Source organism: Kribbella pratensis (genome assembly GCF_004365355.1).
Classification (GTDB): domain Bacteria; phylum Actinomycetota; class Actinomycetes; order Propionibacteriales; family Kribbellaceae; genus Kribbella.
The window spans coordinates 2,550,853-2,576,889 of record NZ_SODP01000001.1 but is presented as its reverse complement, the minus strand read 5'-3'; the positions used below and the strand labels follow the sequence as shown (position 1 = coordinate 2,576,889).

The 26,037-nt window shown below is 67.8% G+C and carries 27 protein-coding genes; 16 read left to right on the top strand and 11 right to left on the bottom strand.

Annotation, left to right across the window (positions count from 1 at the left end; translation table 11 throughout):
- Positions 1-12 precede the first annotated feature (12 nt).
- Both EV653_RS12190 and ppgK read left to right on the top strand, forming a co-directional pair.
- On the top strand, positions 13-1,152 hold the full coding sequence (locus EV653_RS12190; RefSeq protein WP_202871563.1) for a CehA/McbA family metallohydrolase: 1,140 nt from the start codon (positions 13-15) through the stop codon (positions 1,150-1,152).
- Between the two features lie 154 nt (positions 1,153-1,306).
- Positions 1,307-2,068 carry a polyphosphate--glucose phosphotransferase gene (gene ppgK, locus EV653_RS12185; RefSeq protein ID WP_238159685.1) on the top strand — a complete coding sequence of 254 codons (762 nt, stop codon included), beginning with the start codon at positions 1,307-1,309 and terminating at the stop codon, positions 2,066-2,068.
- Positions 2,069-2,081: 13 nt separating this feature from the next.
- On the opposite strand, the gene EV653_RS12180 is transcribed toward ppgK, so the two are convergent.
- The 3 genes from EV653_RS12180 to EV653_RS12170 all read right to left on the bottom strand — a co-directional run bounded on the left by EV653_RS12180 (position 2,082) and on the right by EV653_RS12170 (position 5,033).
- Positions 2,082-2,747, bottom strand: a complete 666-nt coding sequence (locus tag EV653_RS12180) for a phosphatase PAP2 family protein (protein ID WP_134101677.1) — start codon at positions 2,745-2,747, stop codon at positions 2,082-2,084.
- Positions 2,748-2,761: 14 nt separating this feature from the next.
- Complete coding sequence (locus tag EV653_RS12175) at positions 2,762-4,150, bottom strand: sensor histidine kinase (protein WP_134101674.1); 1,389 nt, start codon at positions 4,148-4,150, stop codon at positions 2,762-2,764.
- 76 nt (positions 4,151-4,226) lie between these two features.
- Positions 4,227-5,033 carry a PIG-L deacetylase family protein gene (locus EV653_RS12170; RefSeq protein ID WP_238159684.1) on the bottom strand — a complete coding sequence of 269 codons (807 nt, stop codon included), beginning with the start codon at positions 5,031-5,033 and terminating at the stop codon, positions 4,227-4,229.
- A gap of 81 nt (positions 5,034-5,114) precedes the next feature.
- On the opposite strand from EV653_RS12170, the gene EV653_RS12165 reads away from it, so the two are divergent.
- Both EV653_RS12165 and EV653_RS12160 read left to right on the top strand, forming a co-directional pair.
- Entirely contained in the window at positions 5,115-6,158 is a 1,044-nt protein-coding gene (locus EV653_RS12165) for a lysylphosphatidylglycerol synthase transmembrane domain-containing protein (protein ID WP_134101671.1), read from the top strand.
- A complete protein-coding gene (locus EV653_RS12160) occupies positions 6,155-7,255 on the top strand; it encodes a glycosyltransferase family 4 protein (RefSeq protein ID WP_134101668.1) in 1,101 nt (366 codons plus the stop codon). The genes EV653_RS12165 and EV653_RS12160 overlap by 4 nt, the downstream gene beginning before the upstream one ends.
- Here EV653_RS12160 and EV653_RS12155 read toward each other — a convergent pair.
- Both EV653_RS12155 and EV653_RS12150 read right to left on the bottom strand, forming a co-directional pair.
- Positions 7,228-7,905, bottom strand: coding sequence for a response regulator transcription factor (locus EV653_RS12155; RefSeq protein ID WP_134101665.1), 678 nt, complete (start codon positions 7,903-7,905; stop codon positions 7,228-7,230). The genes EV653_RS12160 and EV653_RS12155 overlap by 28 nt on opposite strands.
- 63 nt (positions 7,906-7,968) lie before the next feature.
- Positions 7,969-8,925: a cyclase family protein gene (locus EV653_RS12150; protein ID WP_202871562.1), complete on the bottom strand. Its 957-nt coding sequence runs from the start codon at positions 8,923-8,925 to the stop codon at positions 7,969-7,971.
- Between the two features lie 148 nt (positions 8,926-9,073).
- On the opposite strand from EV653_RS12150, the gene EV653_RS12145 reads away from it, so the two are divergent.
- The 9 genes from EV653_RS12145 (at position 9,074) to EV653_RS12105 (ending at position 13,905) form a co-directional block, all read left to right on the top strand.
- Entirely contained in the window at positions 9,074-9,577 is a 504-nt protein-coding gene (locus tag EV653_RS12145) for a Dps family protein (protein WP_134101662.1), read from the top strand.
- A complete protein-coding gene (locus EV653_RS12140) occupies positions 9,577-10,173 on the top strand; it encodes a sulfite oxidase-like oxidoreductase (protein ID WP_238159683.1) in 597 nt (198 codons plus the stop codon). Before EV653_RS12145 ends, EV653_RS12140 begins: the two co-directional genes overlap by 1 nt.
- Positions 10,143-10,892, top strand: a complete 750-nt coding sequence (locus tag EV653_RS12135) for a ferredoxin reductase (RefSeq protein WP_134101656.1) — start codon at positions 10,143-10,145, stop codon at positions 10,890-10,892. Before EV653_RS12140 ends, EV653_RS12135 begins: the two co-directional genes overlap by 31 nt.
- A gap of 5 nt (positions 10,893-10,897) precedes the next feature.
- Positions 10,898-11,155 (top strand): DUF6510 family protein, encoded by a 258-nt coding sequence (locus tag EV653_RS12130; protein ID WP_238159814.1) that lies wholly within the window; start codon positions 10,898-10,900, stop codon positions 11,153-11,155.
- A gap of 52 nt (positions 11,156-11,207) precedes the next feature.
- Positions 11,208-11,588, top strand: coding sequence for a nuclear transport factor 2 family protein (locus EV653_RS12125; RefSeq protein WP_134101651.1), 381 nt, complete (start codon positions 11,208-11,210; stop codon positions 11,586-11,588).
- A 138-nt stretch (positions 11,589-11,726) separates the two neighbouring features.
- Positions 11,727-11,972 carry a hypothetical protein gene (locus EV653_RS12120; protein WP_134101648.1) on the top strand — a complete coding sequence of 82 codons (246 nt, stop codon included), beginning with the start codon at positions 11,727-11,729 and terminating at the stop codon, positions 11,970-11,972.
- Positions 11,973-11,987: 15 nt separating this feature from the next.
- Positions 11,988-12,317 carry a hypothetical protein gene (locus EV653_RS12115; protein WP_134101645.1) on the top strand — a complete coding sequence of 110 codons (330 nt, stop codon included), beginning with the start codon at positions 11,988-11,990 and terminating at the stop codon, positions 12,315-12,317.
- A gap of 268 nt (positions 12,318-12,585) precedes the next feature.
- Positions 12,586-13,254: an RNA polymerase sigma factor gene (locus tag EV653_RS12110; RefSeq protein ID WP_134101642.1), complete on the top strand. Its 669-nt coding sequence runs from the start codon at positions 12,586-12,588 to the stop codon at positions 13,252-13,254.
- A gap of 51 nt (positions 13,255-13,305) precedes the next feature.
- Positions 13,306-13,905, top strand: a complete 600-nt coding sequence (locus tag EV653_RS12105; RefSeq protein WP_134101640.1) for a molybdopterin-dependent oxidoreductase — start codon at positions 13,306-13,308, stop codon at positions 13,903-13,905.
- Positions 13,906-13,914: 9 nt separating this feature from the next.
- On the opposite strand, the gene EV653_RS12100 is transcribed toward EV653_RS12105, so the two are convergent.
- The 3 genes from EV653_RS12100 to EV653_RS12090 form a co-directional block, all read right to left on the bottom strand.
- Positions 13,915-14,778, bottom strand: a complete 864-nt coding sequence (locus EV653_RS12100) for an alpha/beta fold hydrolase (protein WP_134101636.1) — start codon at positions 14,776-14,778, stop codon at positions 13,915-13,917.
- 149 nt (positions 14,779-14,927) lie between these two features.
- A complete protein-coding gene (locus EV653_RS12095; protein ID WP_134101633.1) occupies positions 14,928-15,701 on the bottom strand; it encodes an SDR family NAD(P)-dependent oxidoreductase in 774 nt (257 codons plus the stop codon).
- Between the two features lie 76 nt (positions 15,702-15,777).
- Positions 15,778-16,827 (bottom strand): GNAT family N-acetyltransferase, encoded by a 1,050-nt coding sequence (locus EV653_RS12090; RefSeq protein ID WP_134101630.1) that lies wholly within the window; start codon positions 16,825-16,827, stop codon positions 15,778-15,780.
- Between the two features lie 164 nt (positions 16,828-16,991).
- Here EV653_RS12090 and EV653_RS12085 point away from each other — a divergent pair, with 164 nt between their 5' ends.
- Entirely contained in the window at positions 16,992-17,630 is a 639-nt protein-coding gene (locus tag EV653_RS12085; RefSeq protein WP_202871561.1) for a TetR/AcrR family transcriptional regulator, read from the top strand.
- 50 nt (positions 17,631-17,680) lie between these two features.
- On the opposite strand, the gene EV653_RS12080 is transcribed toward EV653_RS12085, so the two are convergent.
- The 3 genes from EV653_RS12080 to EV653_RS12070 all read right to left on the bottom strand — a co-directional run bounded on the left by EV653_RS12080 (position 17,681) and on the right by EV653_RS12070 (position 23,257).
- Positions 17,681-18,910, bottom strand: coding sequence for an MFS transporter (locus EV653_RS12080; protein ID WP_134101627.1), 1,230 nt, complete (start codon positions 18,908-18,910; stop codon positions 17,681-17,683).
- 166 nt (positions 18,911-19,076) lie between these two features.
- Positions 19,077-22,100, bottom strand: coding sequence for an ATP-binding protein (locus EV653_RS12075; RefSeq protein ID WP_134101624.1), 3,024 nt, complete (start codon positions 22,098-22,100; stop codon positions 19,077-19,079).
- A 17-nt stretch (positions 22,101-22,117) separates the two neighbouring features.
- Positions 22,118-23,257: a class I SAM-dependent methyltransferase gene (locus EV653_RS12070; RefSeq protein WP_166679369.1), complete on the bottom strand. Its 1,140-nt coding sequence runs from the start codon at positions 23,255-23,257 to the stop codon at positions 22,118-22,120.
- Between the two features lie 124 nt (positions 23,258-23,381).
- Here EV653_RS12070 and EV653_RS12065 point away from each other — a divergent pair, with 124 nt between their 5' ends.
- A complete protein-coding gene (locus EV653_RS12065) occupies positions 23,382-24,860 on the top strand; it encodes an amidase (RefSeq protein WP_134101619.1) in 1,479 nt (492 codons plus the stop codon).
- Positions 24,861-24,922: 62 nt separating this feature from the next.
- Positions 24,923-25,975, top strand: coding sequence for an Acg family FMN-binding oxidoreductase (locus tag EV653_RS12060; protein ID WP_134101616.1), 1,053 nt, complete (start codon positions 24,923-24,925; stop codon positions 25,973-25,975).
- Positions 25,976-26,037 lie beyond the last annotated feature (62 nt).

Sequence of the window (26,037 nt, the reverse complement as noted above, 5' to 3'; positions counted from 1 at the left end):
CCCGGTGACGTGATGCCCGGAACGTGGCACATCGTCCTCGGCCCGTACCAGGTGGCCCCGCAGGGCATGGACTACCACGTCGAGGTCACGCTCACGTACGGCGATCCCGGCCCGAAGTACATCCCGGCGTACCCGCCGACCAGGGCGAAGGGCCGCGGCCGGGACTGGTACCGCGGCGACTGCCACCTGCACACCGTGTACTCCGACGGACGGAACCTGCCGGCCGATGTCGCGGCCGGCGCCCGCGCGGCCGGGCTGGATTTCATCGTGTCCACCGATCACAACACCAACGCCTCGCACGGTGCGTGGGGCCCGTACGCCGGTGACGACCTGCTGATCGTGACCGGAGAGGAGGTCACGACGCGCAACGGCCACTGGCTGGCTCTGGGCACGCAGCCCGGTCAGTGGGTGGATTGGCGGTTCCGGGCGCGCGACGGCGTCTTCGACCGGATCCAGCAGCAGGTCCATCGGGCCGGAGGTCTGTGCGTGTCGGCCCACCTGTACTGCCCGTGGATCGCCAGCGAGTGGAAGTTCGGATTCGAGGGCCTCGACGCGACCGAGGTGTGGACCGGCCCGTGGGGCTGGGACGACGACGCCGCGGTTTCCACCTGGGCGAATCTGCTGGCGGCCGCGGTACGGGAGAAGAAGCGCTGGTTGCCCGCGATGGGTAACAGCGATGCGCACAACCCCGGCAACGTGATCGGCCTGCCGCACAACGTCGTACTCGCGGATGATCTGACCAAGGACGCGGTCCTGGCCGGCCTGCGGGCAGGGCGGTCGTGGATTGCTGGGTCAGCTGCCGTCGAGCTCGAGTTCACGGCGACCTCGGCGTACGGACGCAAAGCCGGGATCGGCGAGCGCCTGGCGGCCCAGCCCGGCGAGCAGGTCACGGTCCGCCTGCAGGTCAGCGGCGTACCCAACGGCACCGTGCGGATCCTGACCGATGAAGGCCAGATGCTCCAGAGCAGCCTCGACAGCACCGGGGCCGGCACGGTCACCTGGCTGACCACTCCGCAGGCGTCCGCGTTCGTCCGCGCCGAGGTCCGCCACCCCCTCGCCGATGGCACCCCCGGCCACACCTCGATGGACCCAGGTCTCACCTTCGGCCCGATGGCAGCCCTGACCAACCCGATCTTCCTGGGCCGCAACTGACCCCGCACACCGCGCCTCTGACACGTGCCGTGCGGCGCTGACAGCGGGCGAGCCTGTACGGTCGATACGTGCCGGTGGCCTGCCGTGCCGAGCTGCTCGGCGGCGGCGAGCACGCCGAACCGGTGTGACAGCGGCGGACGAGGGGAGAGATCAGGTGCCCAGGATCAGGACGTCGACCGCTTTCGGGATCGACATCGGCGGCAGCGGGATCAAGGGCGCCGTCGTCGATCTCGAGAGAGGCGACCTGGCCACGCAACGGGTGAAATACCTCACGCCCAACCCTTCCACCCCGGGGTCCGTCGCCGAAGTCGTGGCCCGGCTGGTCAAGGAAGCAGGGTGGACCGGTGAGCTCGGTGCGACGTTCCCGGCCGTCATCCAGCATGGGGTGGCCAAGACTGCCGCGAACGTCGACAAGAGCTGGATCGGCACCGATGTCGACAAGGTCCTCACCGACGCCACCGGCTGCGAGGTGACCGTGCTCAACGACGCGGACGCGGCCGGCATCGCCGAGGCCCGCTTCGGCGCGGCCAGAGGCGTCGACGGCGTGGTCATCCTGCTCACCTTCGGCACCGGCATCGGCAGCGCTCTGCTGCTCGACGGTCAGCTCGTGCCCAACACCGAGCTCGGTCACCTCGAGCTGGACGGGCACGACGCGGAGAAGAAGGCCTCCTCGGCGGCGAAGGACAACGAGGATCTGTCGTACAAACAGTGGGCCAAGCGGGTGCAGCGGTACCTGCGCCACGTGGAGAACCTCTTCACCCCCGATCTGTTCGTGGTCGGCGGCGGAGTCAGCAAGTACGCCGACAAATGGGTGCCGCTGCTCGAGCTCTCCACGCCGGTGAAACCGGCTCAACTGCTCAACAACGCGGGCATCGTGGGCGCGGCGATGGCCGCGCACGAGAAGTTCGCCGAATAGGCCGCCCACAGGTTCAAGCGGACTGCCTGCGGTCGCGGCGGGCGTCGATCACATGGATCGCGGTTCCGATCAGGCACAGCCAGGTCAGCGCCACCGTCCAGCCGGCCAGGACGTCGGTCGCCCAGTGGTAGCCGAGGTAGACGCGACTGAGTCCCATCGCGATGCTCAGCACCACCGCCGCGATCGCACCGGCGATCTTGATCTTCCTGGAGACCTTCGAGTACCAGAGCAGCGCGGCGAGCAGCACGAAGAAGACCGTGGAGCTGAGGGTGTGGCCCGACGGGAACGAGAAACCGGTGTCGATGGTGCCGATCACCAGGCTCGAATCGGGCCGGTGACGTCCGATCAGGACCTTGAGTCCGTAGGTGAGGCCTGCCGCGCCGGCCATCCCGACAGCCAGGATGACGGCCGGCCGCCAGCGCCGGGTCAGGATCCTCAGCAGCGCGCAAACGACCACGGTGAGTCCGGTGAGGACCGCCACCTGGCCGAAGAAGGTGATGGTCTGCGCAACCTTGCTGAGGACCGCCGTGCGGTGGGCGACGAAGTCCTCGGTCAACCGGGGGTCGAACGCCGCGAGGCCGTCACCTTCGACGGCGGCATCGGCCTGTACGGCGAAGGCGATCGCCCCGAGGACGATCACCAGCAGGCCGAGCAACATTCGTCGTGACAAGAGACTCACAGCCTTCGGGGTGCCTATGGCAACGGTAGCGTGACCGTGGCCGTGGTGCCGCCGGTCGCGGCGGCGGTCAGGGTGACGGTTCCCTGGTGGGCCTTGATGATCTCCTGGACGATCGACAGGCCGAGGCCCGAGCCTCCGCTGGCCCGGGCCCGGCTGGTGTCGAGGCGGACGAACCGCTCGAAGACGCGCAGACGATCGCCCGCGGGGATCCCGTCGCCGTCGTCCTCGACGGTGACAACCGCCGTACCGTCGCGCTCGCTGGTGCTGAGTCGTACCGTGCTGTGCGCAGCCGTCGCGGCGTTGTCGACCAGGTTGCGGATCACTTGACTCAGCCGCAGCGGATCGCCGACGACCCGCACCGGCTGCACGTCGGAGAGCACCTTGAGCCGCTTGGCTTCCCGCAGTCGCAGGATCTCCGTGTCGACCAGGTCGTCCAGGTCGACGTCGGTGCGGTGCATCGGCAACGCCGCGTCGTCGGCCTTCGCGAGCAGGAGCAGGTTCTCCACGAGCCTGCGCATCCGCTCCGCCTCGCCCTTCATCAACCGATGGAGTTCCTCCCAGGCCTGGCCACGTGCCGACGGCTCGATGACGTCCAGGCCGGCGGCGACCGTCGCGAGGGGAGATCTCAGTTCGTGGCTGGCATCGGCGACGAAGGCACGCTGGGTGGCCTGACCGGCCTGCAACCGGTCCAGCATCGCGTTCATCGTCGCAGCCAGCCGGGCGATCTCGTCGTCCGTCTGCGGCACCGGCACGCGCTCGGTCAGGTCGCTGGATTCGATGCCCCGCACCCGCCTACGGATGCGCTCGACCGGCCCCAGCGCGCGGCCGGTCAGCATCCAGCCCGCGGCTCCGACCACGACCAGGAGCACCGGGAAGCCGATCGCCAGGTACTCCGTCACGGTGGCAACCGTCGCCCGCTGGGTCGCGACCGACGATGCGACCACGACCGTATAGGTCTGACCGCCGTACTCGACGCCACGCGCGACGATGAGGAAATCGTGGTCGTCGTCGAAGAGCGGCATCTCGCCGACCTCAGCACGTTGAACGGTGTCGGCAGCAGGTCTGAGCTGCGTGAGCGCCGCGGGCTCGGCCCTGGCCGACGACGCGGCGACGACCTGCCTGGAGCTGTCCAGCACCTGCACGATCTGACTCGACCTCGTCGTCTTGGCGAGATCGATGCTGAGCGCCGCGATTCCTACTTGCGAGACCTGTGCGGCAACGTCGTCCGCGCGCCCGTCCGCGGCGTCGGAGACCGTGGTGATGAGTGCTCGCTGCAGCAGGAGCAGAAGCAGGCTCGCACCCAAGGCCATCGCGACGGCGACGACGACGACAGCGGCCGCGGTCGACCTACTCCGAACGCTGGCGCGACGCAGCCTCGAGATCGCGCTGCGCAGTACTGGCAACTCGGCTCCAACCTGTGCTTGCCCTACCGATGTCCAGTGTGGTAGACGGTTGCTGAGCGTCGGCTGAGAAAGTCGATCAACGCAACGACGCGAAGACGTCGTCGAGCGGCTTGCCCGGCCGGCGCCCGTGTTCGACGTACCACTCCCGGCCCAGCATCGACGCGAACAGCCATCGCGGCAACCTCAGCAGCAGCGCAAGGGTGCGCGCTCCCTCGTCGGAGCTCGCCTGGCTGGCATGCGCCTCGAACGATGCGCGTTTCTGCCGCAGATAACGGCGTACGTCGACCCGATGAGTGATCGCCGTGCTGGGGGAGTAGGCGTGATCGTAGGCGTCAACCGAGACGTCGGGCAGTACGCCGGGGATCGCTGCCACGACGCGGATCAGCCGCCGGATCAGGCGGCGGTCGATCGTTGCCTCAAGCACCAATCGGGTGCCGGCCCGGGATGCGGCATGGGTACCCACCGCGTGGACCTGGCGGTGGTCCGGGTGACCGTAGCCACCGGCCGGATCGTAGATGGTGAGCGCGTCGGCCTGTTCTTCCCGCAGCAGCTGGATCAGCGGCTCGGCCGCCTCCTCGACGGCGAGGGTGCTGAAGCCCCCTACGATCCGTGGCCCGGCCGATCCGGAGTCCTTGAAACCGAAGCGCACCAACCGTGCGCAGCCCAGCGCCGCAGCTGATCGTTCCAGTTCGCTGCGCCGGTTTGCCGCCAGTCCGCCACCGGATCGGTAGGCCTCGGCGGCCGCACCGGCCTCGCCGTCGGTGGCGACCGCGAGTACGACGCGATGTCCTTCCGCAGCGAGCCTGGCCAGGGTCCCGCCCATCAGCAGGGCCTCGTCGTCCGGGTGCGCGTGGAAGGCCACGAGGGTGAAGGGTCCGGCCACGCTACGAGACTGACACGTCGACCGTGATCGGGCTAGTTGCTCTCAGCACCCTCTCAGCGCCGGGACACCAGGCTGGGACCGATGAGGCATATCGAACAGCGGCCTGGAGTGACGATGGACCGCACGCGACGCCGGAGGTTGGTGACCTCCGCCCTGAGCGGGTTGATCACGGCCGCGTTGGTGGTCCTGCTGCCACGAGCGGTCGGCGCGACCTGGACCGAGGTCGGAGCTGTCATCGGCCGCGTCTCGGTGGGATCGTTGGCGCTGCTGACGTTTGTGTGGATCGCGGGGCTGTGGGCTCATTCGTTCGTCCTGGCCGCGTCCCTGCCGGGACTGACGAAACGGCGTGGACTCACGCTGAGCTTGACCGGAAGCGCGGTCGCGAACGTGCTCCCGCTCGGCGGTGCGGTCGGCACGGCGCTCAACTTCACGATGGTTCGGCGTTGGGGCTTCAGCTCGAATTCGTTCGGTGGGTTCCTCGCCGTGACCACGTTGCTGAACGTCGCGTCCAAGCTCGGCGTGATCGCGCTGGCGCTGGGACTCGTGCCGATCCTGCACAGTGGTTCGGCCTTCGATTCGGCGACTCTGTTGTTCCTGCCGGTGCCGGTGTTCGTCGCGGCAGGTATCTGGATCCTTGCCGACGAGCGAGCGGCGGTTGTCGTCGGCGGCCTTCTGGACAAGGCGGCCAGCGTGATCCGGCGCACCCGCCTCGAGGAGCGGCTGCCGGCCTTGCGACAGCTGATCCTCCGGCTGATACGCACCGGATGGCAGCCGATGACTGGTGGCATGCTGGCGTACCTGGTGCTGCAGCTCGCCCTGTTGTGGCTCTGTTTTCAGGTGTTACACGTCCCGGTCGGTGTTCCTGTTCTTTTCACTGCGCTTGCGGTGGAACGCCTGCTGACCTTGGTGCCGATCACACCGGGCAGCGCCGGTGTGGTCGAGGTCGGGACGACTGCTGCGCTCGTCGCGCTCGGCGGCGATCCGGCCGGCGTCGCGGCGGGGATGCTGTTGTTCCGCGGATTCACCTATCTGATGGAGATCCCGGTCGGTGGCGTGATGCTGGCCGTCTGGTCGTGGCTCGGGCGTCGTACCGGTCGTGAACGGCTCGAGGCAGTGGCGGGATGAGGATCGCGCTCGTCAGTGACTGCTATCTCCCGCGGCTCGGCGGGATCGAGCTTCAGGTGCACGACCTCGCCGTCCAGCTGATCCGCGCCGGCCACGAGGTGACGGTCTTCACGATCACCGACGGGCCGTCGTCGGCGGGTGACGTCCCGGTCGTGCGGTTGCCCGCCTTCGGCGGCGTACCGCTCGGCGCCGCGGTCGATCGGCTGCGGTCCTCGTTGCCGGGCTTCGATGTCGTGCATTGCCACAGTTCGTTGGTGTCGCCATTGGCCTGGCAGGCGGCGCGGCTGGCTCACCGGCCGTTCCTGACGCTGCACTCGTTGCCCAGCGCCTCGACGCCCTGGCCGTTGGCGCGCATCGACCGGTACGTCGGCAACGCGCAATGGTCCGCTGTCAGCGAGGCGGTCGCGGAGGTGTTGAGGCAGCTCCTTCCCGAGCGGCCGATCGGCGTACTGCACAACGGCGTCGACCCGGCGCTGTGGCGTCAATATCGTCGTACCGCTCATCCGTTGACGATCGTGAGCACGATGAGGCTGGTGCGCCGCAAGCGACCGCTGGCGACCTTGCGGATCCTCGAGCAGATCCGCGCGGCCGTGCCGTCCGCGGTTGAGCTTCGCGCCGTCGTCGTCGGCGACGGACCACAGACGGCCGCCGCCGCACGAGCTGTACGGCGGCGTGGTCTCAGCGGATGGGTCGACCTGCCGGGGCGGATGACCCGCTGCGAGATCCAGCAGCTGTATGCCTCGGCGGACGTGTACCTCGCGCCCGCGGAGCTCGAGTCGTTCGGGGTGGCAGCGCTCGAAGCCCGATGCGCCGGTCTCGCGGTGGTGGCGATGGCTTCGGGCGGGGTCGGAGAGTTCGTCCGGCCTGGGATCGAGGGCCAGTTGGTGCACAGCGACGCCGAGATGGCCGCAGCCGCAGCCGCCTTGCTGAGCGACCCGGCGGAGCTCTCGCGAATCCAGTCCTTCAACCACGACAACAATCCGGCGATGACGTGGACGAACGTGCTGGCCCAGCACCTGACGGCGTACTCGACGTCAACCTGGTCCCGGCCTGTTGAGGTGCGTGAGACTCAGCCGCCATCGGCGTCGAGGCGGTAGCCCATGCCGCGGATGGTTTCGAAGGCGTTGCGGCCGAACGGGGCGTCCAGTTTCAGGCGGAGGTAGCGGATGTAGACCTCGACGACGTTCGGGTCGCCGTCGAAGGCCGGGTCCCAGACGTTCTCCAGGATCTGGGCCTTGCTGACCGTCTCGCCCCGGTGACGCATCAGGTAGGCGAGCAGGCCGTACTCGCGCGGCGTCAGCACGACCTCCTGGCCGGCGCGTTCCACGCGACGCTTGACCGGGTCGAGGGTGAGGTCGCCGGCGGTCATGACGACCGGTCGTTCGGGGGCTCCACGCCGGATCAGCGCGCGGAGACGGGCGACCAGAATCAGGAAACTGAACGGCTTGGTGAGGTAGTCGTCGGCTCCGAGGTCGAAGGCGTCGGTCTGGTCGTACTCACCGTCCTTGGCGGTCAGCATCAGCACCGGCGCCCAGACGCCGCGTTCGCGGATCTCTTCGAGCACCTTGTAGCCGTTGAGCTTGGGCAACATGATGTCCAGCACGATGACGTCGTACGCGTTCTCGGTGGCGGCCCAGACGGCGTCCTCTCCGTTGTGAACCACCTCCACCACGAAGCCGTCCTCAGTCAACCCGTGCCGAACCGTCTCGGCCAGGGGGACCTCGTCCTCGACAATCAGTACCCGCATCGTCCCAGTGTCGAGCATCGTTACTGAGAGCAAGCTGAGCACATCCCGTTCAGCCAGGGACCGTTAGAACGTGGCGATTGGGTTGACCGGGCTGCCGGAGGTGCCGGCGAAGCGGATCGGGGCGACTGTTAGGTGGAAGTCCCACTGGTTGAGCTCGGTGGCTGTGGTGGCGCATGCCTCGAGGTCGCAGTTGTCGAGGAGCCACAGGCCCATCGCGGCGAGGCCTACGGTGTGGACCGGCATCGCCAAATCGTCGTACCCCGACGGCTGGACGTCCTGAGGAGTGTCGGCGCCGATCAGAGCGACCTCCCGGTCCTGCAGCCACGGCAGGCAGGACGCGTGCCAGCCGGCCTGGGTGAAATCGCCGGTCGGACCGGTCTCGTGCCGGGCTCGGCCGTAGCCGGTGCGCAGGAGGACCGCGTCGCCGGGCCGCACTCGCACGCCCTGCCGGCGCTCGGCCTCCTCGAGATCCTCCGGATACACGCCCTGGCCGGCCTCCAGCCACGGCACCTCGCGCACCTTCGCGATGTCCAGCAGGACGCCGCGGGTAACGATCCCGTTCGCGGCCGCCGTGACGGCCGCCCAGGCCGATCCCGTCGTGGCGTCGACCAACGAGTGCGACCGCCCGTTGTACATCTGGCCGTCCCAGAAGATGTGGCAGGGCGAGTCGAGGTGGGTGATCGTGTTGCCGTGGAAGAGGATGCCGAGCCGCTCGTTCGAATAGCCCCAGTGCCGGTCGTTGCGGAATCCGGGCAACGGCATGTTCTCGGCGCCTGGCAAGTCGGCGAAGCACGGGCACGACGTCGTCGACCGCTCCATCTCTTCCGGTACGGCGACCTCCCACGCGCACGAGACGCTCCGGCCGTGGCGCACAGCGCGCGCCGCCGCCAGCCGGACGTCGTCGGTGATGTGGTTCAGAGTGCCGAGCTCGTCGTCGTCGCCCCACCGGCCCCAGTTCGACAGCGTGTCGAAGTACCCGAGCACGTCGTCCTGAGTTGGCATCGGTTCCGCTGCCGTCATCGCACCTCCGGTCACACCCGTCCGAGCACCGACGCTCGCTGACTGGCATAACACCAGATCAGCAGGTCAGGCCAGACAGCTCGTGAAATCGATCGATTGGTCCGGGTAGCGAGGAAAGGTCGGGCGGCGGCTCCGACACTGGAGAAGTATGACTACGGAATCTGTTGCTAATTCGGTGCAGTTGCCGCCCCTGGACAATCCCCACGAGCGGGCGGCGGTCGGTGCAGAGCTGCAGGTGCTCCTGCAGGATCTGATCGATCTGTCGCTGATCGGGAAGCAGTTGCACTGGAGTGTGGTCGGACCGGTCGCGCGAAGCGTGCATCTGTTCATCGATGAGCTGGTCGGGGAGTGGCGCGAGCTCGCCGATGTCGTCGCCGAGCGTGCGGTGACGTTGGGTTCGGTCCCGGACGGCCAGAGCTCGGCGGTCGCGGCTGGGTCACGTGTCGAGCCTGTCGTGGTGCGGTCGATGCCGGATCACGCGGTGGTCTGGGAGCTGGGCCGTCGGGCGGCGGCAGTGGCGGAGCGGATTCGCGCGCGGCTCGGGTCGATCGGCGCCGCGGATCTGGTGACGCAGGACGTACTGATCAAGGTGGTCGGGACTTTGGAGAAGCAGCAGTGGCTGCTGCGTGTGCAGCTCGGTGAGAAGGCCTGATGGCTGTCACCAGGGGTTTCATAGGCCGACGGGCCGCAGAGTCTTCGCGGGTGCCGCCCGGCCAGTACGTCACGCGCGATTTTCCGGTGTTGTCGGCCGGCCCGACGCCGTACACGCCCCTGGACACGTGGGACTTCACGATCCGTGGAGCGGTAGACAAGCCGGTGTCGTGGTCGTGGGCCGAATTCCAGCAGCTGCCGCATGAGAAGTTCACCGTCGACATCCACTGCGTGACGAAGTGGACCAGGCTGGACATGGCCTGGTCGGGCGTGCCTCTCGACACCTTCCTCGATGCGGTGCCGACACAGGCGACGTATGCGCTGGCCTTCTCCGACGGCGGCTACACCACCAACATCCCGCTGGCGGACCTACGAGGCGGAAAGGCCTGGATTGTCGACGAGTACGACGGGCGGCCGCTCGAGCCCGAGCACGGCGGGCCGGCACGCCTGCTGGTGCCGCATCTGTACTTCTGGAAGAGCGCGAAATGGATCCGTGGCGTGGAGCTGCGGACCACAGATCAGCCGGGGTTCTGGGAGATGTTCGGCTATCACAACTATGGAGACCCGTGGAAAGAGCAGCGCTACTACGGCGACTGACGTGGCAGACCGGCACGGTGATCTCGACGATTTCGGAGACCCCGCGGGTGAAGACCATCGTCCTCGCCGTAGCCGATTGGTCCGGGCACCGTGCAGGTCAGCACATCGATGTGCGATTGACGGCACCCGACGGGTATCAGACAGAGCGGAGCTATTCGATCGCGTCGGCGCCGGAGGACGACCACCTGTCGATCACGGTCGAGCGACTCGACGATGGTGAGGTGTCGCCGTACCTGGTGGACGAGCTGCGAGAAGGCGATGAACTCGAGTTCCGTGGTCCGGTCGGGGGACATTTCGTCTGGGACGACGACCTCGGTGGTCCGTTGTTCTTGGTCGCCGGGGGATCTGGCGTGGTCCCCTTGCGGGCGATGCTTAGGCATCACCAGGCCATCGGTAGCAAGGTGCCTGTTCGTGTGCTCTGCTCGGCCCGCTCGCTCGAGCTGCTGATCTATCGGGACGAACTGAAGGAGCTGGCGGCCGACGATCTCATCGACATCTCGATCACGTTGACCCGTGAGCCCCCGAGGAGCTGGCGCGGTTATCGTAGGCGGATCGACCCGGCGATGTTGTCCACGACCGGATGGGCAACCAGAAAAGAGCCGCTCACCTATATCTGTGGACCGACCGCATTCGTCGAGACGGCAGCGGCCGGCCTGGTGGCACTGGGCCACGACGCACGACGGATCCGGACCGAACGCTTCGGCGGGACAGGGGTGTGACGAAGATGGAACCTCTCGATGGCAATGCCATGGCGGGCGTCCTGCGCGACCTCTTCGGGCGCGACATGACCACGATGGGCTACGAGTGCCCGGGTTGCCGTCGCACCGGGGTCGTGGCGGAGATGGCGGTGTACATGTCAGGACCGGGCACGGTGGCCCGTTGCAGGGACTGCGACACCATCCTCCTGATGCTCACCGAACGCCGCGGAATGTACTGCATCGACCTGCCCGGAATGCCACAGCCGGTTCTTCCGCCGGTCTGATGCCGGCGTCGCCCTGTGACACGACCTTCACCCTCACCTTGAAAGGCCCCTGATGACCATCCAGACCCCGCCCGACCCGACCGCCGCCGAGCTGGCGAAGCACCTGCCGGCGGCGATCACGAGGTACCTGCGTGAGGCCGATCCGCAGCACAAGGCGAATGCTCACGACCTCCTGTCGGCGTTCGCGGCCGACGCCACCGTGGTCGACAACGGCAACACCTACACCGGTCACGACGAGATCCACCGCTGGCGCGAGACCGAGGCCAGCGAATACACCTACACCGTCGAGATCAGCCACGTCGAGAAGCTGAACGACACCCAGTACGCGGTCGCCAACCATCTGGAGGGCGACTTCCCCGGTGGCGTCGTCGACGTCATCTACCGCTTCACCCTCGCCGACGGCCTCATCACCAGGCTGGAGATCGCTCCCTGAGTCCTCAGCTTCGTCGATAGGTCTGCCGGACGGACTTCGAACCGGCGAGTAAGATCCGCGGCCATCCGGGCACTAACGGATATCCAGCAGGGGCCGACGGCGCCCGGGACTACTGATCACAGGTAGAGGTGGAAGGTCATGACGGGGTGGCCTGAGGGGCTGGAGCGGTTGCTGACCACCGATCCGCGGGACGTCGGGTGTGACACGGCGAGGGCTGTTCTGCACGTCTATGTCGAGCTACTCGCCGCCGGAATCGACGCTGCCGAGCACTATCCCGGAGTGGCGTCGCACCTTGCCGCCTGTGATGCCTGCGCGGAAGCTGCCGACGGACTGTTGGCCGCCGTGCAGGACGAGGGCCTTCACGGCGGCCCCCAACCAGGATGAGAGGTCGTGGACGCGATGAACGAACTGTTACGGGGAATCCAGGCTGAGGACGGCGCAGCGGTGGCTGTAGCCGACATCCCCAAGGCGGTGACTGCCGCTCGGCTGGTGTACGGCGACGGCGCGACTCAGCTCTTCACCGTCGACGGGCGGACCACCTACTCCGAGCGAGGCGGTGACAGCGCGGGGGAGTGGTACGTCGACGACGACGGCCGGTTCTGTTCGTTCTGGCCGCCTTCGTACCGAGCCTGCTACGTACTTCGCTGGATGGTCGAGGACGGCCGCATCGTCGGGCTCAGATTCACCGGCCTTCGTGACGGCGTGACGTTCGACGGCCGCTATCAGTAACTCCTGAGCAAATCGGACTATATAGACCAATTGGTGCCCCAGTGCTCCGACCTTGAGGCCGAGATCAACGTGCTGTTGATCGGGCTCTGGCCGGGATGGTCTGTGGTGGTAATCACCTTCTACCGTTGATGATTGCCACTGGTATCGACTTGACCAGGGGATACGTGTGTCCGTCGGAGGGGGTCGCTCGGATGCCGAGTGGACGGAGTACAAAATGGACTGTATCGTCCATATTGTTGTTTCACCGTCCGATGATCGCCGGAGATCCATGAAGAGCGAAGGTTCCGAGTCGTTGCCGCAGGTGCGGGTTGTCTCCCCGGAGGTGGCGCGAGAGAACCGTGCCTGGGTCGACGACCTGAGCAGCAACGGGGACCGGCGTGAGTTCGCGAGCCGACGGTTGTACGAGGTTCTCCTGCGCGCCGCACGGGCGGAGGTCGGGCGGCGGGCGGCGAGGTTGCGACTCGTCGGTCCGGAGGTGGACGACATCGCGCACCAAGCAGCCGCTGATGCCTTGCTGGCGATCTGCGGCAAGGTCGAGACGTTCCGCGGTGATTGCAAGTTCACTACTTGGGCGTACAAGTTCGTGATCTTCGACGTGGCGGCGAAGGTGAACCGGCACTTCTGGCAGCGCTCCGGCGTTGCCTTCGACGACGACGACTGGGACCGTCTGCCGGCGCGGCTGGGGATCGAGCCGGAGGCGCATGCCGAGAGCCGGGAGCTGATGCAGGCCGTGCATCGGGCCGTCGACGAGAATCTGACCGCGAAGCAGCGGATCGTCTTCGTCGCGCTGGTGCTGAACGGGATGCCTACCGACGTACTGGCCGATCAGCTCGGCGCGACCCAGAATGCAATTTACAAGATGATGTTCGATGCCCGCCGTAAGCTGCGCACCGCCTTGGTCGATGCCGGCTATCTGGCGGAGCAGCAGATCGCCTGAGCAACCTCGGCCGACGGGCGGGATCAGAGATCTGCAGGCGAGGAGGGTGAGATGGGAATCGTCAACCGCGGATTCCACGGCAGAGGGGGAGCCGATGAGCCCAGACTTCCACCTGGCCAGCACCTCACCGACGACTTCCCGGTGCTGTCAGCGAGCGTGACTCCGCTGATCCCCAAGGACAAGTGGGAGTTCACGGTCACCTCCGAGACCGGCGTGCAACGGACCTGGCGGTGGCAGGATCTGCTCGCACTGCCCTCTGAATCGGTGGTCGCCGACATCCACTGCGTCACAAGGTGGTCCAAGTTCGGCACACGCTGGGAAGGCGTTCCCGTCGATGCGTTCCTGGACGACGTCATCACCGCGGCGACCCATGTCACGGCGACCTCGTACGGCGGCTACACGACCAACCTGCCGTTGGCCGAGCTCCGCGACGGGAAGGCATGGATCGTCTATCGGTACGACGGACAGGACCTCGCGGCGCTGCATGGCGGTCCTGCCCGGCTGCTGGTCCCGCACCTGTACTTCTGGAAGTCGGCCAAATGGCTGAACGGACTGCAGCTGTCGTTGCGGGACGAGCCGGGCTTCTGGGAGCGAGCCGGCTACCACAATCACGGCGATCCCTGGCGCGAGCAACGCTACGAATTCGACTGACCGTGCCGGCTATCCAAAGGTTGCGTCGTAGAAACTGTTGATCCCGTCAACGATCTCTTGCAGGCAGTCCTCCGTCGCAAAGTGTCCGGAGTTCAGGCGGATCAGCTTCGCGTCGGGGAGATCGCGCAGGTACGCCTCTCCACCGGCTGGGGTGAAGAAGATGTCTCCCTGCCCCCAGAAGATCAGCGTTCTCGGCTGTTCGCGGCGCAGTCGCCGCTGCCAAGCGGCGTAGCGGGCGGTGTTCGTCCGGTAGTCGTAGAAGAGATCCAGTTGCACTCTGCGTGCGTCCGGCCGGGCCAGGAAATGCAGATCCAGGTTCCAGTTGTCCGGGCTGATCTTCGTCGGATCGGCGTGGCCGGTCAGATAGATGGCTTTCACTGCTTCCGGTTCGAGCAACGCCTCGAGCCGCGCTTCGGTCTCGGTATTGCGGTTGGCCCAGAGGCCGTCACGCATCCCGTCCCAGATCTCGGTGAGACCCGCCTCGTACACGTTGGCATTCTGGATGACCTGCCACCGCAGCCAGTCCGGATGAAGCGAGATCAGCCGGTTCCCGATCGGGCCACCGTGGCCGTGCATGTACAGCCCCATCGGTCCGGTGAAGTCGATGGCGAGCAATGCCTCGTCGACGATCTCTGTGAGGTGGTCGAAGGTGTAGTCCCAGTCGTCCGGATCAGGCATCTCCGTATTCCCGAATCCGGGGTAGTCGATCGAGACCAGGTGGAACCTGTCGGCGAGTGCCGGCATCAAGTTCCGGAACTGGTGGGACGACGAGGGGAATCCGCCCAGCAGCAGGAGTTTCGGTGCTCCTGGCTTCCCCGCCTCGCGGTAGAAGACCTCCAGCCCACCGGCCGACACGGTCCGAAAACTCGTCATGGGTGTTCCACCCTCATTCGACAGGGACGGGAGCGAGCGCTCGCTCGTCGGCAAGATCGGTCTGCAATCACCGTCGGCCCCCGGCCGGCCCCGTAGGTGCTCCTGCAGATCTCAAGAGCAACCACCGGCCAGGTTCGCCTATTCGGCCGTCAGTTGCGCCCGGCCATCACGCCGCCGTCGACGTTCAGAATCGCGCCGGTGATCCAGCTGGCTTCCGGCGAGAGGAGGAAGACGATCGACGAGGCAATGTCCTGGGCTGTGCCGACCCGTCCCAGGGGGTGGAAGCTGTCGAACCCCTTCACGGCTTCCTCGAGCTGGTCAGCAGGGATGAAGCCCTCGTACAACGGCGTGGCCACCACCGCCGGCGCCACCGCGTTGACGCGAATGCCGTCGGCCGCGAGTTCCATGGCCAGGTTGTGGGTCAGGGCGTGCAATCCGGCTTTCGCCATCGAGTACCCGGTCGCCGGCGTCGCCGCCACCGCCTGATGGGCCCACATGCTGCCGATGTTGACGATCGCACCACCGGAGCCCGCCGCCTTCATGCCTCGTACGACGGTCTGGGTCAGGAAGAAGGTTGCCCGATTGAGCTCCAGATACGCGTCGTAGTTCTCGGGGCTGTAGTCGAGGAAATCCTTGGGGATGAAGAACCCGGCCGCGTTGACCAGCAGCGTCGCGTCGCCATGCTCGGCGGCGAGTTGCCCCTGCACATCGTCGACCTGCTTGCGATCTGCGAGGTCGGCGGTGATTCCCCAGGCCTTGCTCTTCTCGCCGAGTTCGGCGACCGTCTGATCGACCCTGTCCTGCTGACGCCCGACGATGACGACGTTGCCTCCCTGCCCGGCGACGTCAACCGCGGTCTGTTTACCCATGCCGCTGCTCCCACCGATGACGATGAGCTTGCGGCCTTCGAAGTACCCGGTCATGAGCTTTCCCCTCGATCCGTGCCGGGCCGGAGTGGCCCGGACTGTCTCTGTTTGTGTGCCGATCGAGGGCCCGGCCTTACCGGTTCCGGGAATCTTGCGGAGTGTGAGATGTACCAGGCTTCGCTGCGGGGTCGGCGTCGTCAGTGGTCCCGAACAGGTAGTGAGACAAGGTCGAATGCTCGTTCGCGGGCATCATCGGCTCGGTAGGTAGCCCCCGTCCCTCCAGTTCGTCCCAGGTCGAGTCGGCGATGCGCCAGAGCTGACGCGCAATGTGTCCGGCGACGCCGGCATGGGGCGAGTTGGGGTGCGGTCGCGTCGGCGAACTCCATTGCCGAATCGCCAAGGCCCGAGCCAGCTCGGTGGTGCCCTCGGCGCCATGAACCTGCTCCAGGCCGGCCACGACCTTCGTCTCCCAGGACTCGTGCTCGGCCAGTAGCCGTTCGGCCTCTCGCCAGGTCTCGGCGGCGCTGAGATCCAGGAAGCGCGCATCGCCGTACGCTCGACCTTTGAGTACCCGCAGCGCCTGCTCGAACTGTCTCAGATTCTCGAGCAGGACCGCGGCGTCTTCACCGGACGATGCCCTGGCCGCGGTCAGCAAGACGTCAGCAACAGCTGCCGCATGCTGCGCGGCAACGGCCGCGAACTGGTCTGTGCTGCGACGTCTGTCGAATCCGTCCATGCTTGGATCCTGAGAACGCGCGGCGAGGTCTCTGAGCCTGCCGTGCTGCGCATGGACGAGCTGCTGCAGCGGGGCAGAGTGATCCGCCTGCTGTTTCCCGCCCGCCGGGGCACCGGAGCGCGGCTGGATCGGCGGGTGCAACGGATCGAGGACCACGACGTACTCCGGATGTCCCTGAAGGAATCGCTCGACAGCAGGGCAGTAGTTCGTGACCCGGACACCCGCGGCGATGAGGTCGTCGAGGACTGCCGTGATCAGAGTTGTGGCGAGGCCACGGCCCCGCTGATCTTCAGTGATCTCGGTATGACCGAGGACACGCCGGGACCCGAGTACACGGAAGTCGAGGGTCCCTACGGTCGTGCCTGCCTCCAGTAGTTCGTACCTTCGCAGTTCATCGTTCTCGACGACGACCAGGTCGTGCTCGGAGTCGTTCACCAGGGTTCTCATCGCTGTGGTTCCTTCCTGCCGACCGGGCGCCGGCGTGCCTGCACCTCACGAAGGTTGGTGTCGGCCCCGGCGCGGGTACTTACGCGTCGAGCGGGATCGGCGTCGCACATCCGGTGTCTCGACAAGCGGCAGCATTCGTTGCCCGGCCCCGATAAGCTCGTTGCGTGCCCGGGACAGTGAACGATCTCGATCGCCGCCTCACCGCACGCGGTGCGGCCACGAGAGCCCGGATCGTGTCCGCTGCCGACGAGCTCATGTCTCTGAAGGGCGCGGCGGCGACCACGCTCGACGAAGTGACCGCCGCGAGTGGGACGAGCAAGTCGCAGTTCTACCGGCATTTCGGCGACAAGAGCGCCTTGGTCCAGGCGGTCATCGCCTTGCGGGGCGAGCGTGTGCTCGAGCGTGAGGAGCAGTATCTCCGCAGGGTCGACTCGTTGAATGGCCTCGACCGGTGGTGCAGGGCGATCCTCCAGCGAGTGACCGCACGCCGCGGGACGCGAGGCTGCGAACTTGGCTCACTGTCGACCGAACTGTCCGACCAGGACGAGTCTGCACGCATCGATCTCGAGGCGCACCTCACGTCCTGGATCTCGCTGCTGACCGCGGCGCTGGAGCGGATGAAGTCCAACGGCACACTCTCCGAGGACGCCGATCCACAGACGCTGGCGACGGGGATCATGGCCGCACTCCAAGGTGGCTATGTTCTTGCCCAGGCGGCCCGCGATCCCGGACCGATGCAGATCGCACTCGACCTGGCGATGGGCTCGGTCCGGGCGCACGCGAAGTCGGCCGACGACAAGTAGGCAATGAGCTGCACATGCCCAGGGGTTTGGGCTTGCCGCTCAGTTCGCAATCACTGCCGTTCTTGGTCGCTGTCGGTGTGCGGGTTGCGCGCAGCAAAGGCAGTCAGCAGGGTGGCGATCATCGCAAGTCCGGCGTACCCGCGGGCGATCTCCGGGACGGTGAAGATGGTGGACAGACGGGCGGAGATGAGGCTGGGGACGGTCGCGCCGCTGTAGCTGAGGAGATAGATCACGGCGAAGATGGGGGCCCGGTCGGGCAGGGTACTGCCGAAGAGCAGGCCCCGGGTTGCGGCGCTGATGGCGATGCCTTGAGCGGCTCCCGCGACGATCGTTGCCGCGATGAACAACGGCAATGCGCCGGTGGTGATCGCTGTGATCAGGCCGATCCATCCGGCCAGGAAGGCGGTCATGCCGATGCGCTGACCTGCCGCCGATGAGAACCGGCCGCCAAGGGGAGCGCCCAAAGCGCTGGAGCCCATGTAGGCGGCGAAGACCAGTCCCAGGACGAGTGAGTTGCTGGTGTGCAGTTGATCCGCGACCAGTGCGGGGACGAAAGCCTGGTAGAAGGCCCCGGTTGCCCAGGTCGCCAGGAAGAGGCCGGCCGCGACGGGGAGTAGATGCCTGACTCGGACCGGAACGCGAACGCTGGGGCGCAATGAGTGCCACCCGCCCGGCGTCGGAGTCACTGTCTCAGGGCTGATGACGACGAGTGCGGCAGATAGCAGGAGCAGGCCGATGACGAGCAGATAGACGAGATCGCGTGGCCACGGGCCGAACTGGACCAAGGCCCCGGAGGTGATGGCGCCTACGGCGAGACCGAGCATCACTGTCTGGCTGGAAGCAACGGAGGCCAGCCAGGTCGGCCTGGTCGGTGCCGTGTCGACGATGTAGGCGGTGAGGCTGCTGCTGGCCAGCCCGGCGCCGAAGCCCATCAGGAGCCGGGCCGCGATAAGCATGCCGATGTCGTGCACGCTCAAGAGCAACAGGCATGCCACTGCGAGAAGTTCCAGGCTGGTGACGGCGACCGGCCGTCGGCCCAGGTGATTGGACAATCGGCCCAGGAACAAGAGTGTGCTGAGAGTAGCGGCGGAGTAGGCGACGACGGTCAGTGAGATGTCGGCGTTGGTGAACCCTTCCTGGGCTCGGTAGATGTTGAACAGCGGGATTGTCGAGCCCACCGCGGCAAATACTGCCGTGAGGGAGATCACCGCGGCGGCGAACGCCAGTCGGAGTGTTCTGTCGTGGCGGCCCAGGTTGATCACCGGTGCCAGGTTCTGCATCGAGCCGTGCCTCTCTCCAGTTCCGGGCACCGCAAAGATCCCGGCGGCTCCGGATCGTGTCTCTCCCCGAGAAGGCCCGATGAATGGCGTCCTCGTCCATCTCATCAGCGTCGATCTGTCGCGCCGTCTTACCGACTACGCACAAGCGAATGCGCGGGCACCCGGGTTAGCTCAGGCGCCAGGTGGTCGGGTGGGTGGGGGAGTAGGTGCAGGTTGTGCCGAGTTGGACCGAGGCGCGGAGGTGGGCGGCCAAGGCGGGGTGGCTTTGGTCGAGTTTGGTCAATGTGTCGCGGACCCGGGCGCTGACGGTTTTACGGGCTCGTTCCGTCTCATCGCCGAGGCGTCTGGCGCGTCCGCCCAGGCCGGTTGCCGCGCTGAGTTCATGGACAAGGGCGTCGCGCTCGGCGGACAACTTCTCGGCTCGAACAGCGTCGCCGTATGCGTCAGCCTGATCGAGTTGCTCGGCCAGATCGGCGAGCCGGGCCTTGTACTGCGCCCTGGCGGTCGCGTCGAGGACCGGATCGCCGCCGGTGTGGGGCACCTCCGACCCGACCAGGGTCGACACGTGTACGTCGTTGCCCTGAGCACCTATCAGGACGGCGAGGTCGCCCAGTCCCTTGGAGTCGGGCAGCTGGACGTGTACTCCGTCGTACGCGAGCTGCCAGATCCCATTCGTGGGCCGGAATTCGTTGTCTGAGGCAACGGAGCTGGCGAGTGCGGCGAGTTCCTGCTCGGTGATCCGGGCCCAGCCGGCGGCACCGAGCCGTTCGTGCAGGGCGAGGGCGGACTGGAAATGCTTCTCGGCCGAGTCGGTGTCGCCGAGCGCTGCGGCGAGTGTGCCGAGGTGGTGGTCGACAGCGGCGTGGTACGACGCGCAGCCGCCGACCACGACGTCGGTTCCGGCGTACGGGCGCAGCCGGTCGTAGGTCCAGACCCGCTGGGCGGTTGTGCCGATCGCGGAGAAGACAACCGCCGCAGCCGCGAGCCCTTCGAGGCCGGTCCAGACGGCGACATCGAGCACGCTGAAGTCGCCCAGCGCGTCGGCGGCGGCGTCGAGTTCGCCACGGACCGCGAGCGGCCAGGCCTTGAGGAGGGGGAACATGGGCCAGAGAGGATCGGCCGGATCGAGATCGCTCGGCGGTTCGGGGACGCCGAGGGCGACCAGCGCCCAGCGGGAGGTGCAGAAGCAGCCGATCGCGTCCGGTACGCCGATGGCGAGGCCCAGTTCGAGCGCTTCCTCGCCGAGTCTGGCTGCCTCGTCGGCGTGGCCGGCGAGCTGTGCGAAAGTGGCGCGCCTGGTCAGCGCGCCCCACCGGCCGCGGGCGTGGCCGAGCCGCTCCGCGAGCGTGATGTAAGTGAGGAGCTCGTCGCGTCCCGTTGGATCACCCAGCTCCAGGAGCGCCGCCGCACGTAACTGGTGGGCTTGGGCAACCAGATCTGCGTCGTGCGCCGCAGTCGCCGCGTCGAGCATGGCGTCGATCAGCGGCAGGCGTCGTCTCGCAGTGCCCGGAGTCCACTGCGAGTCGTGCTGCGCGAGTCTCGCCTCGGCAAGCGCCTGGCTGTCGCCTGCCGCCGCGGCCAGCTCGACAGCTCGCTCCGCCGCTGCGGCAACCGTCTCATCGGGTACTGCGATCGAGCCGTGGCGGAGCATGCGGGCTCTAGCGCCGTACACCCGCGATTGCAGACTCAGCGATCCGTCCACTGCTTCCAGCCGGGCAGCGGCCTCCTCGAGGAGATCCAACAAGTCGGCTCTGTGGGCACCAGATCTCTGACCCAGTGACTCGAGGCCGAGCGCGGCACGCGCGAGGACGATGGCATCATCCGCTGTTCGTGCGCTCACGGCCGCGGCGAGGTAGTGCGTCCGTGCCTCGTCCCCGCGCCCGGCGCGAGCGTGTGCGTCGGCCAGTTCGACGAGGAGGGCACCGCGCGAAGGATCCCACGGTACGTCGGCCCCCTCGGCGTCGATCATCTTGAGAGCGCGCCGATAGTGTCCGCAGGCGTCGTCGTGGCCGAGCCGCGCGGAAGCCTCCCGGGCCGCGAGGACGGAGTACTCGACGGCCTTTCGTCGGACCCGTGATCCGGCCGCCAGCAAATGGGCGGCCACTCGCGCCGCACTGCCGGGGCGTTCCTGCAGAGCCAGCCCGAGCGCCAGGTCGATCTCGGTTCGAGTCATGGCGCCGAGGCTGCCGAGGATCGTCTCGCGGTACAGATCGTGGGCAAGCCTCGGCCGCTCGTGTTCGCCGGCGACCACGCCGGCCCGGCGCGCTTCGTCCAGCAGGCTGTTCAGCTCGATCTCGTTGCCGGCAGCACCGATCCGGACGAGCAGCTCGGTGTCGACCTCGCCGCCGGCGACGGCCACACGTTCGAGCACGTGAATGCAATCGGTCGACAGTCGGGCCAGTCGACGGCGCAACGTCTCCGCGATGCCGGCCGGTATCGGCGGCCGCTGGTCCGGTGTGCCCTGGGCGACCATCAGCCGAGCCAGCTCGCCGACGAAGAACGGGTTGCCCCCGCTGCGTTCCCAGACCTGATCACCGAGCTCCGACCCGTCCGGTCCGACGATCGAAGTGACCAGTTCGCGGACCTGCTCGGCGCCGAGGCCACCGAGTCGTAGGTGCTGGGCGGTGGCTGATACCGCCAGCAGGTCGTCGGACGCCTCGGTGTCGCGGTACGCGCCGGCAAGTACCAGTCTGCTGCCGGCCAGGGCGCGCGCCAGGAACCCGAGCAACCGCAGCGAAGCTGCATCCGCCCAGTGCAGGTCGTCGAGGACCACCAGGATCGGCCGCTCGGCCGCCAGCGCCGACAGGCATTGCCCGACCGCCTCGAACACGCTGAACTCCGCGTCGGCGGCCGCGCCGGGATCCATCGCCGTGCCATGGCCGTCGGTCGCCGGAGGCTCGACGAGGCGGCGGGCCTCGCCGAGGTCGGCGGGCGGTACACAGGTGGCACGTAAGACCTGCGCCCACGGCCAGTACGGCGGGGCGCCGGGACGGTCCCAGCAGACACCGCGCAGGACGGTCCAGTCCGGCCCTGCCCGATCGGTCAGCTCGGCCAGGACCGCGGTCTTGCCGATCCCGGCCTCCCCGCTGATCATCAGGAACTGCCCGTGGCCGGAAGCCGCGTCCCGGAGTACGGCGGTGGCCGCGGCCAGCACCGGCCCCCGGCCGACCAGCCGGACCCGTGGGTTCATAACGTCATGATCGGTCGTCAGGGCCGTAGCTCCAACACCAGGTTCAGCGGCGCCGGCACCTCGAGCCTGCGGACTCGGGTGAATCCCGCGTCGGCGGCCAGGGCACGGAGCTTCTTCTCGCCAGCCTGGCCGCCGAGCGGCTCGGAGGATGTCGCACTCTCCTGCGAGACGGCGTTCGGGGTGCAGGCGAGCGTCGAAACCGCGTAGAACATCCGGCCGGTCGGGGTGAGATTGTCCTGTACGTCGTCGGCGCCCAGCGGCTCGAAGAGCAGGACGCTCCCGGAGGCGGCGACCGCGGACCTGGCCCGGACGAGTGCGCCGAGCGGGTCACCGATGTCGTGCAGGGAGTCGAAGAACGTGATCAGGCTGTAGTCGGAAACCGGTAGCTCAGCCGCGGCGGCGACCTCGAAGCGGACGTTGTCCGGACCGGCCTGCTCACGTGCGTGCGCGATGGACGCGTCATGGTAATCGATGCCGAGCACCTGCGCCGCCGGGTACAGCTTCGCGATTGCCGTCGTCGGGAAGCCGTAGCCACAGCCGACGTCGACCACGGTGCCACCGTGGGAGAGCGCCTCGACCGTCTCCGGCATCGCGCTGATCGTCGCCCCGATGAGCTCGTCGGGCAGCACGATCTGGGTGAAGGCGTCGGTACCGTGCCAGTGCTCAGCTGTGCGCTGGTGCCAGCCGAATCCCCGCCCGGAGGTGAAGGCCTCACTGAACGCGCCGAATCCTTCGCCCATCGACGACAGCATCGTGGCGCAGGCGTCGACGAGTGCGCCTCCGGGACCGTAGTGGATTGCTGCCGCGACGGGAGCGGGCAGGGTGAAGGTCTCGCCGGCGGCGTCGTACTCGAGGTAGCCACCGGCTGCCTGGGCCCGCAGCCATTCACGGACCAGCGCGGGGTGGACCCGGACCTTGGCCGCGACCTCGCGGTCGGTCAGCGGGCCGGCGTCGGCGAGTGCTGCCCAGAGCCCGCTGCGTGTGCCGAGAGCGGTGAGCAGGACCCCCAGCGCGGCACCGAGTTCGGTAACGATCTTGCCCATCTCGGCCTCGACCGCGGCGTCGTCGACGACCGCGGCCGTCCCATCCTGCGCCGTGCCATCCTGCGCCGTCCGGTCCTGTGCTGTCTCGTCCTGCACTGTACTGATGGTGCTCATGATGCGACTCCTGGTGTCCGCCGGTCGGGTGCCGGCTCCTACCTGGAGGGCGCGAGATCCCGTCTGGCGGCCCGCGAGCCGGGATCTCGCGCCTCCCGGGTAGGACCGTCGATGAGGAGCCGACATGATCACACCACTCGCGGACGAGCTCGGCGAGCTCGACGCTGTCGCCCAGGCGGACCTGGTCCGTCGCGGCGAGGTCACGCCGTACGAGCTCATCTCGGCTGCGATCGAGCGCATCGAGGACCTCGATCCGACGCTCAACGCGGTCATCACACCCTTGTACGACGAGGCGCTCGAGGCGGCTCGGACTCTGCCAGTCAGGCCGGTCGGGCCGGTCGGGCCGCTGTCCGGCGTACCGTTCCTGGCGAAGGATCTGGTCGTCGAGATTGCCGGGGCTCCGTTCAGCGAGGGCTCGCGTTTCGTCCGTGGCTTGGTGTCGCAGGTCGACTCCGAGCTCGTACGCCGGTGGCGGCGCGCCGGCCTGGTGGTTCTCGGAAAGACCAATACGCCGGAGTTCGGCATGGTCCCGGCCTGCGAGCCGCTCGCGTTCGGGCCGACGCGCAACCCGTGGGACCCGAGCCGGTCGACGAGCGGGTCGAGCGGCGGTTCGGCGGCGGCGGTCGCGGCGCGGATGGTGCCGATGGCGCACGGCAACGATCTCGGTGGCTCGATCCGCTACCCCGCCTCGGCGTGCGGGTTGTTCGGCCTCAAGCCGACCAGGGCTCGTAATCCGCTCGGCCCGGAGTACGGCGACGCGATCAGCGGTTGGGCCTGCGAGCACGCGCTGACCCGCTCGGTCCGCGACAGTGCGGTGCTTCTGGACGCCACGGCAGGTCCGATGCAGGGCGATCCGTATGGGCTGCCGTCGCCGGGACGCCCGTTCGCGGCGGAGGTCGGCGCCGATCCGGAGCGACTGCGGATCGGGTACACCGCCCGGACCGCCGACGGGCGCCCGGCGCACCCGGACTGTGTCGCGGCGCTGGAGGACGCGGGGGAGTTGTGCGCGTCGCTTGGCCACGACCTGGTGGAGACCGAGTTGCCCGGCTCGATCTCCGAGGTGGGTACGGCGATCGGCACGGTCTTCGATGCCGCGACAGCCTGGATCGTCGAGTACTGGATCCGGCGTCTCGGCCGCGTTCCGTCCGACGATGAGCTCGAGCCGTTGACCCGGGCCTACTGGGACCGAGGCCGCCAGGTGTCCGCGGCCGCCTATCTGCTGGCGATCGAGGACTGCCAGGCCTTCGCCCGCGTCGTGGCGCAGTGGCTGACCGGGATCGACGTGTGGCTGACCCCGACCATGTCGATGCCTCCGGCAACGATAGGCGAGATCACCTCGACTGCGGAGGATCCGCTCCGCGCCGCCCGGGCCGGCGGCCGGACGGTCGGGTACGCCGGAGTGGTCGCCAACCTGACCGGCAACCCGGCGATGTCCGTCCCCCTGTACTGGAACGAGTCCGGCCTGCCGATCGGCGTACATTTCCTCGGCCGCTACGGCGATGAGGGGACCCTGTTCCGCCTCGCCGCCCAACTCGAGTCCGCCCGCCCCTGGGCGCATCGACGCCCTGCGGTCACGGTCCGGACGGGTCTTTCGGCCCTATGAGGCTTGGAACGATTGGTGTTCGCTCGAAGGGCGTGAGCTTGTCGGAGCGAAGGAGATGCAACATGCAGTACGTCGCACCTGGACAGCAGGAAAGGCCCGCCGAGGTGGGCGGGGCCGGGTCGTCCACCGGTTCCAGGAGCATGAACGAGCTGCCGGACGCCGACCGGGACGCGCTGTTGCGTGCTGCCGTGGCGGCGCCGTCGATGCACAACACCCAGCCGTGGCGGTTCCGGTTCGTGGGGCTGACGGTGGAGGTGTACCGCGATCGCGAGCGTGAGCTGCCGGCCGAGGATCCGTCCCGGCGGATGCTGTTCATCTCGCTGGGAGCGGCGATCTTCAACCTGCGGGTTGCCGCTGCGGTCCGGGGGATGGGCTCCGAGGTCCGTCATCTCGTCGATCAGCGGCGGCCCGATCTGGTCGCGGTGGTCGAGCTGGGCGGACGCGCTAACGAGTCGATGATGGCGCTGGCGCCGTACATAGCTGGACGCCGGACGAATCGCGAGCCGTTCACCGACCAACGTCTGCCCGCACAGCTCCGCGTGGAGCTGGACCTGTGTGCACGGGTGGAGGGCGCCGTCCTGCAATGGATCGATACGCCGGTCCGGCAATGGTGGTTGCGAATGGCGACTAACGACGCGGTGGCAGCCGACGACGACGACCGGGCGAGAAGCGCGGAGCGGCGGCGTTGGGTCGGTGGGGTCCGGGAGAGCGACGGCGTACCGTCCAGTGCGCTGCGTCCGCGGGCCGCTGTGGGCAACCCAGTGGTTCGCGATCTGGCGGCCACGCCGACCGATGCGGCACGGCCGGTGGCTGCTTTCGAGCAGGAGCCTCAGCTGGCGGTACTCGCGACCCGGTACGACGGACCGATCGAGTGGCTGCGCGCGGGACAGGCGCTGGAGCATGTGTTGCTCGAGGCAACTGCGCGTGGGGTGTCGACTTCGTTGCTGAACCAGGCCATCGAGCACGAGGAGCTTCGAGGGCAGATCAACGATCCACTGGGTCCGTGGCAGCGCCCGCAGGTCGTGATCAGGTTCGGCTACGGCCCGGCCGTTCCGCCGACGCCGCGCCGCTCGATCGACGACGTACTGGTCGACGACGTATTGATCGCCGACTGAAGGCGCCAGAGCGGTCACCCGGCGGCGGGGCGACACGAGCCGCCTGGTGGAGCTCGACGTAC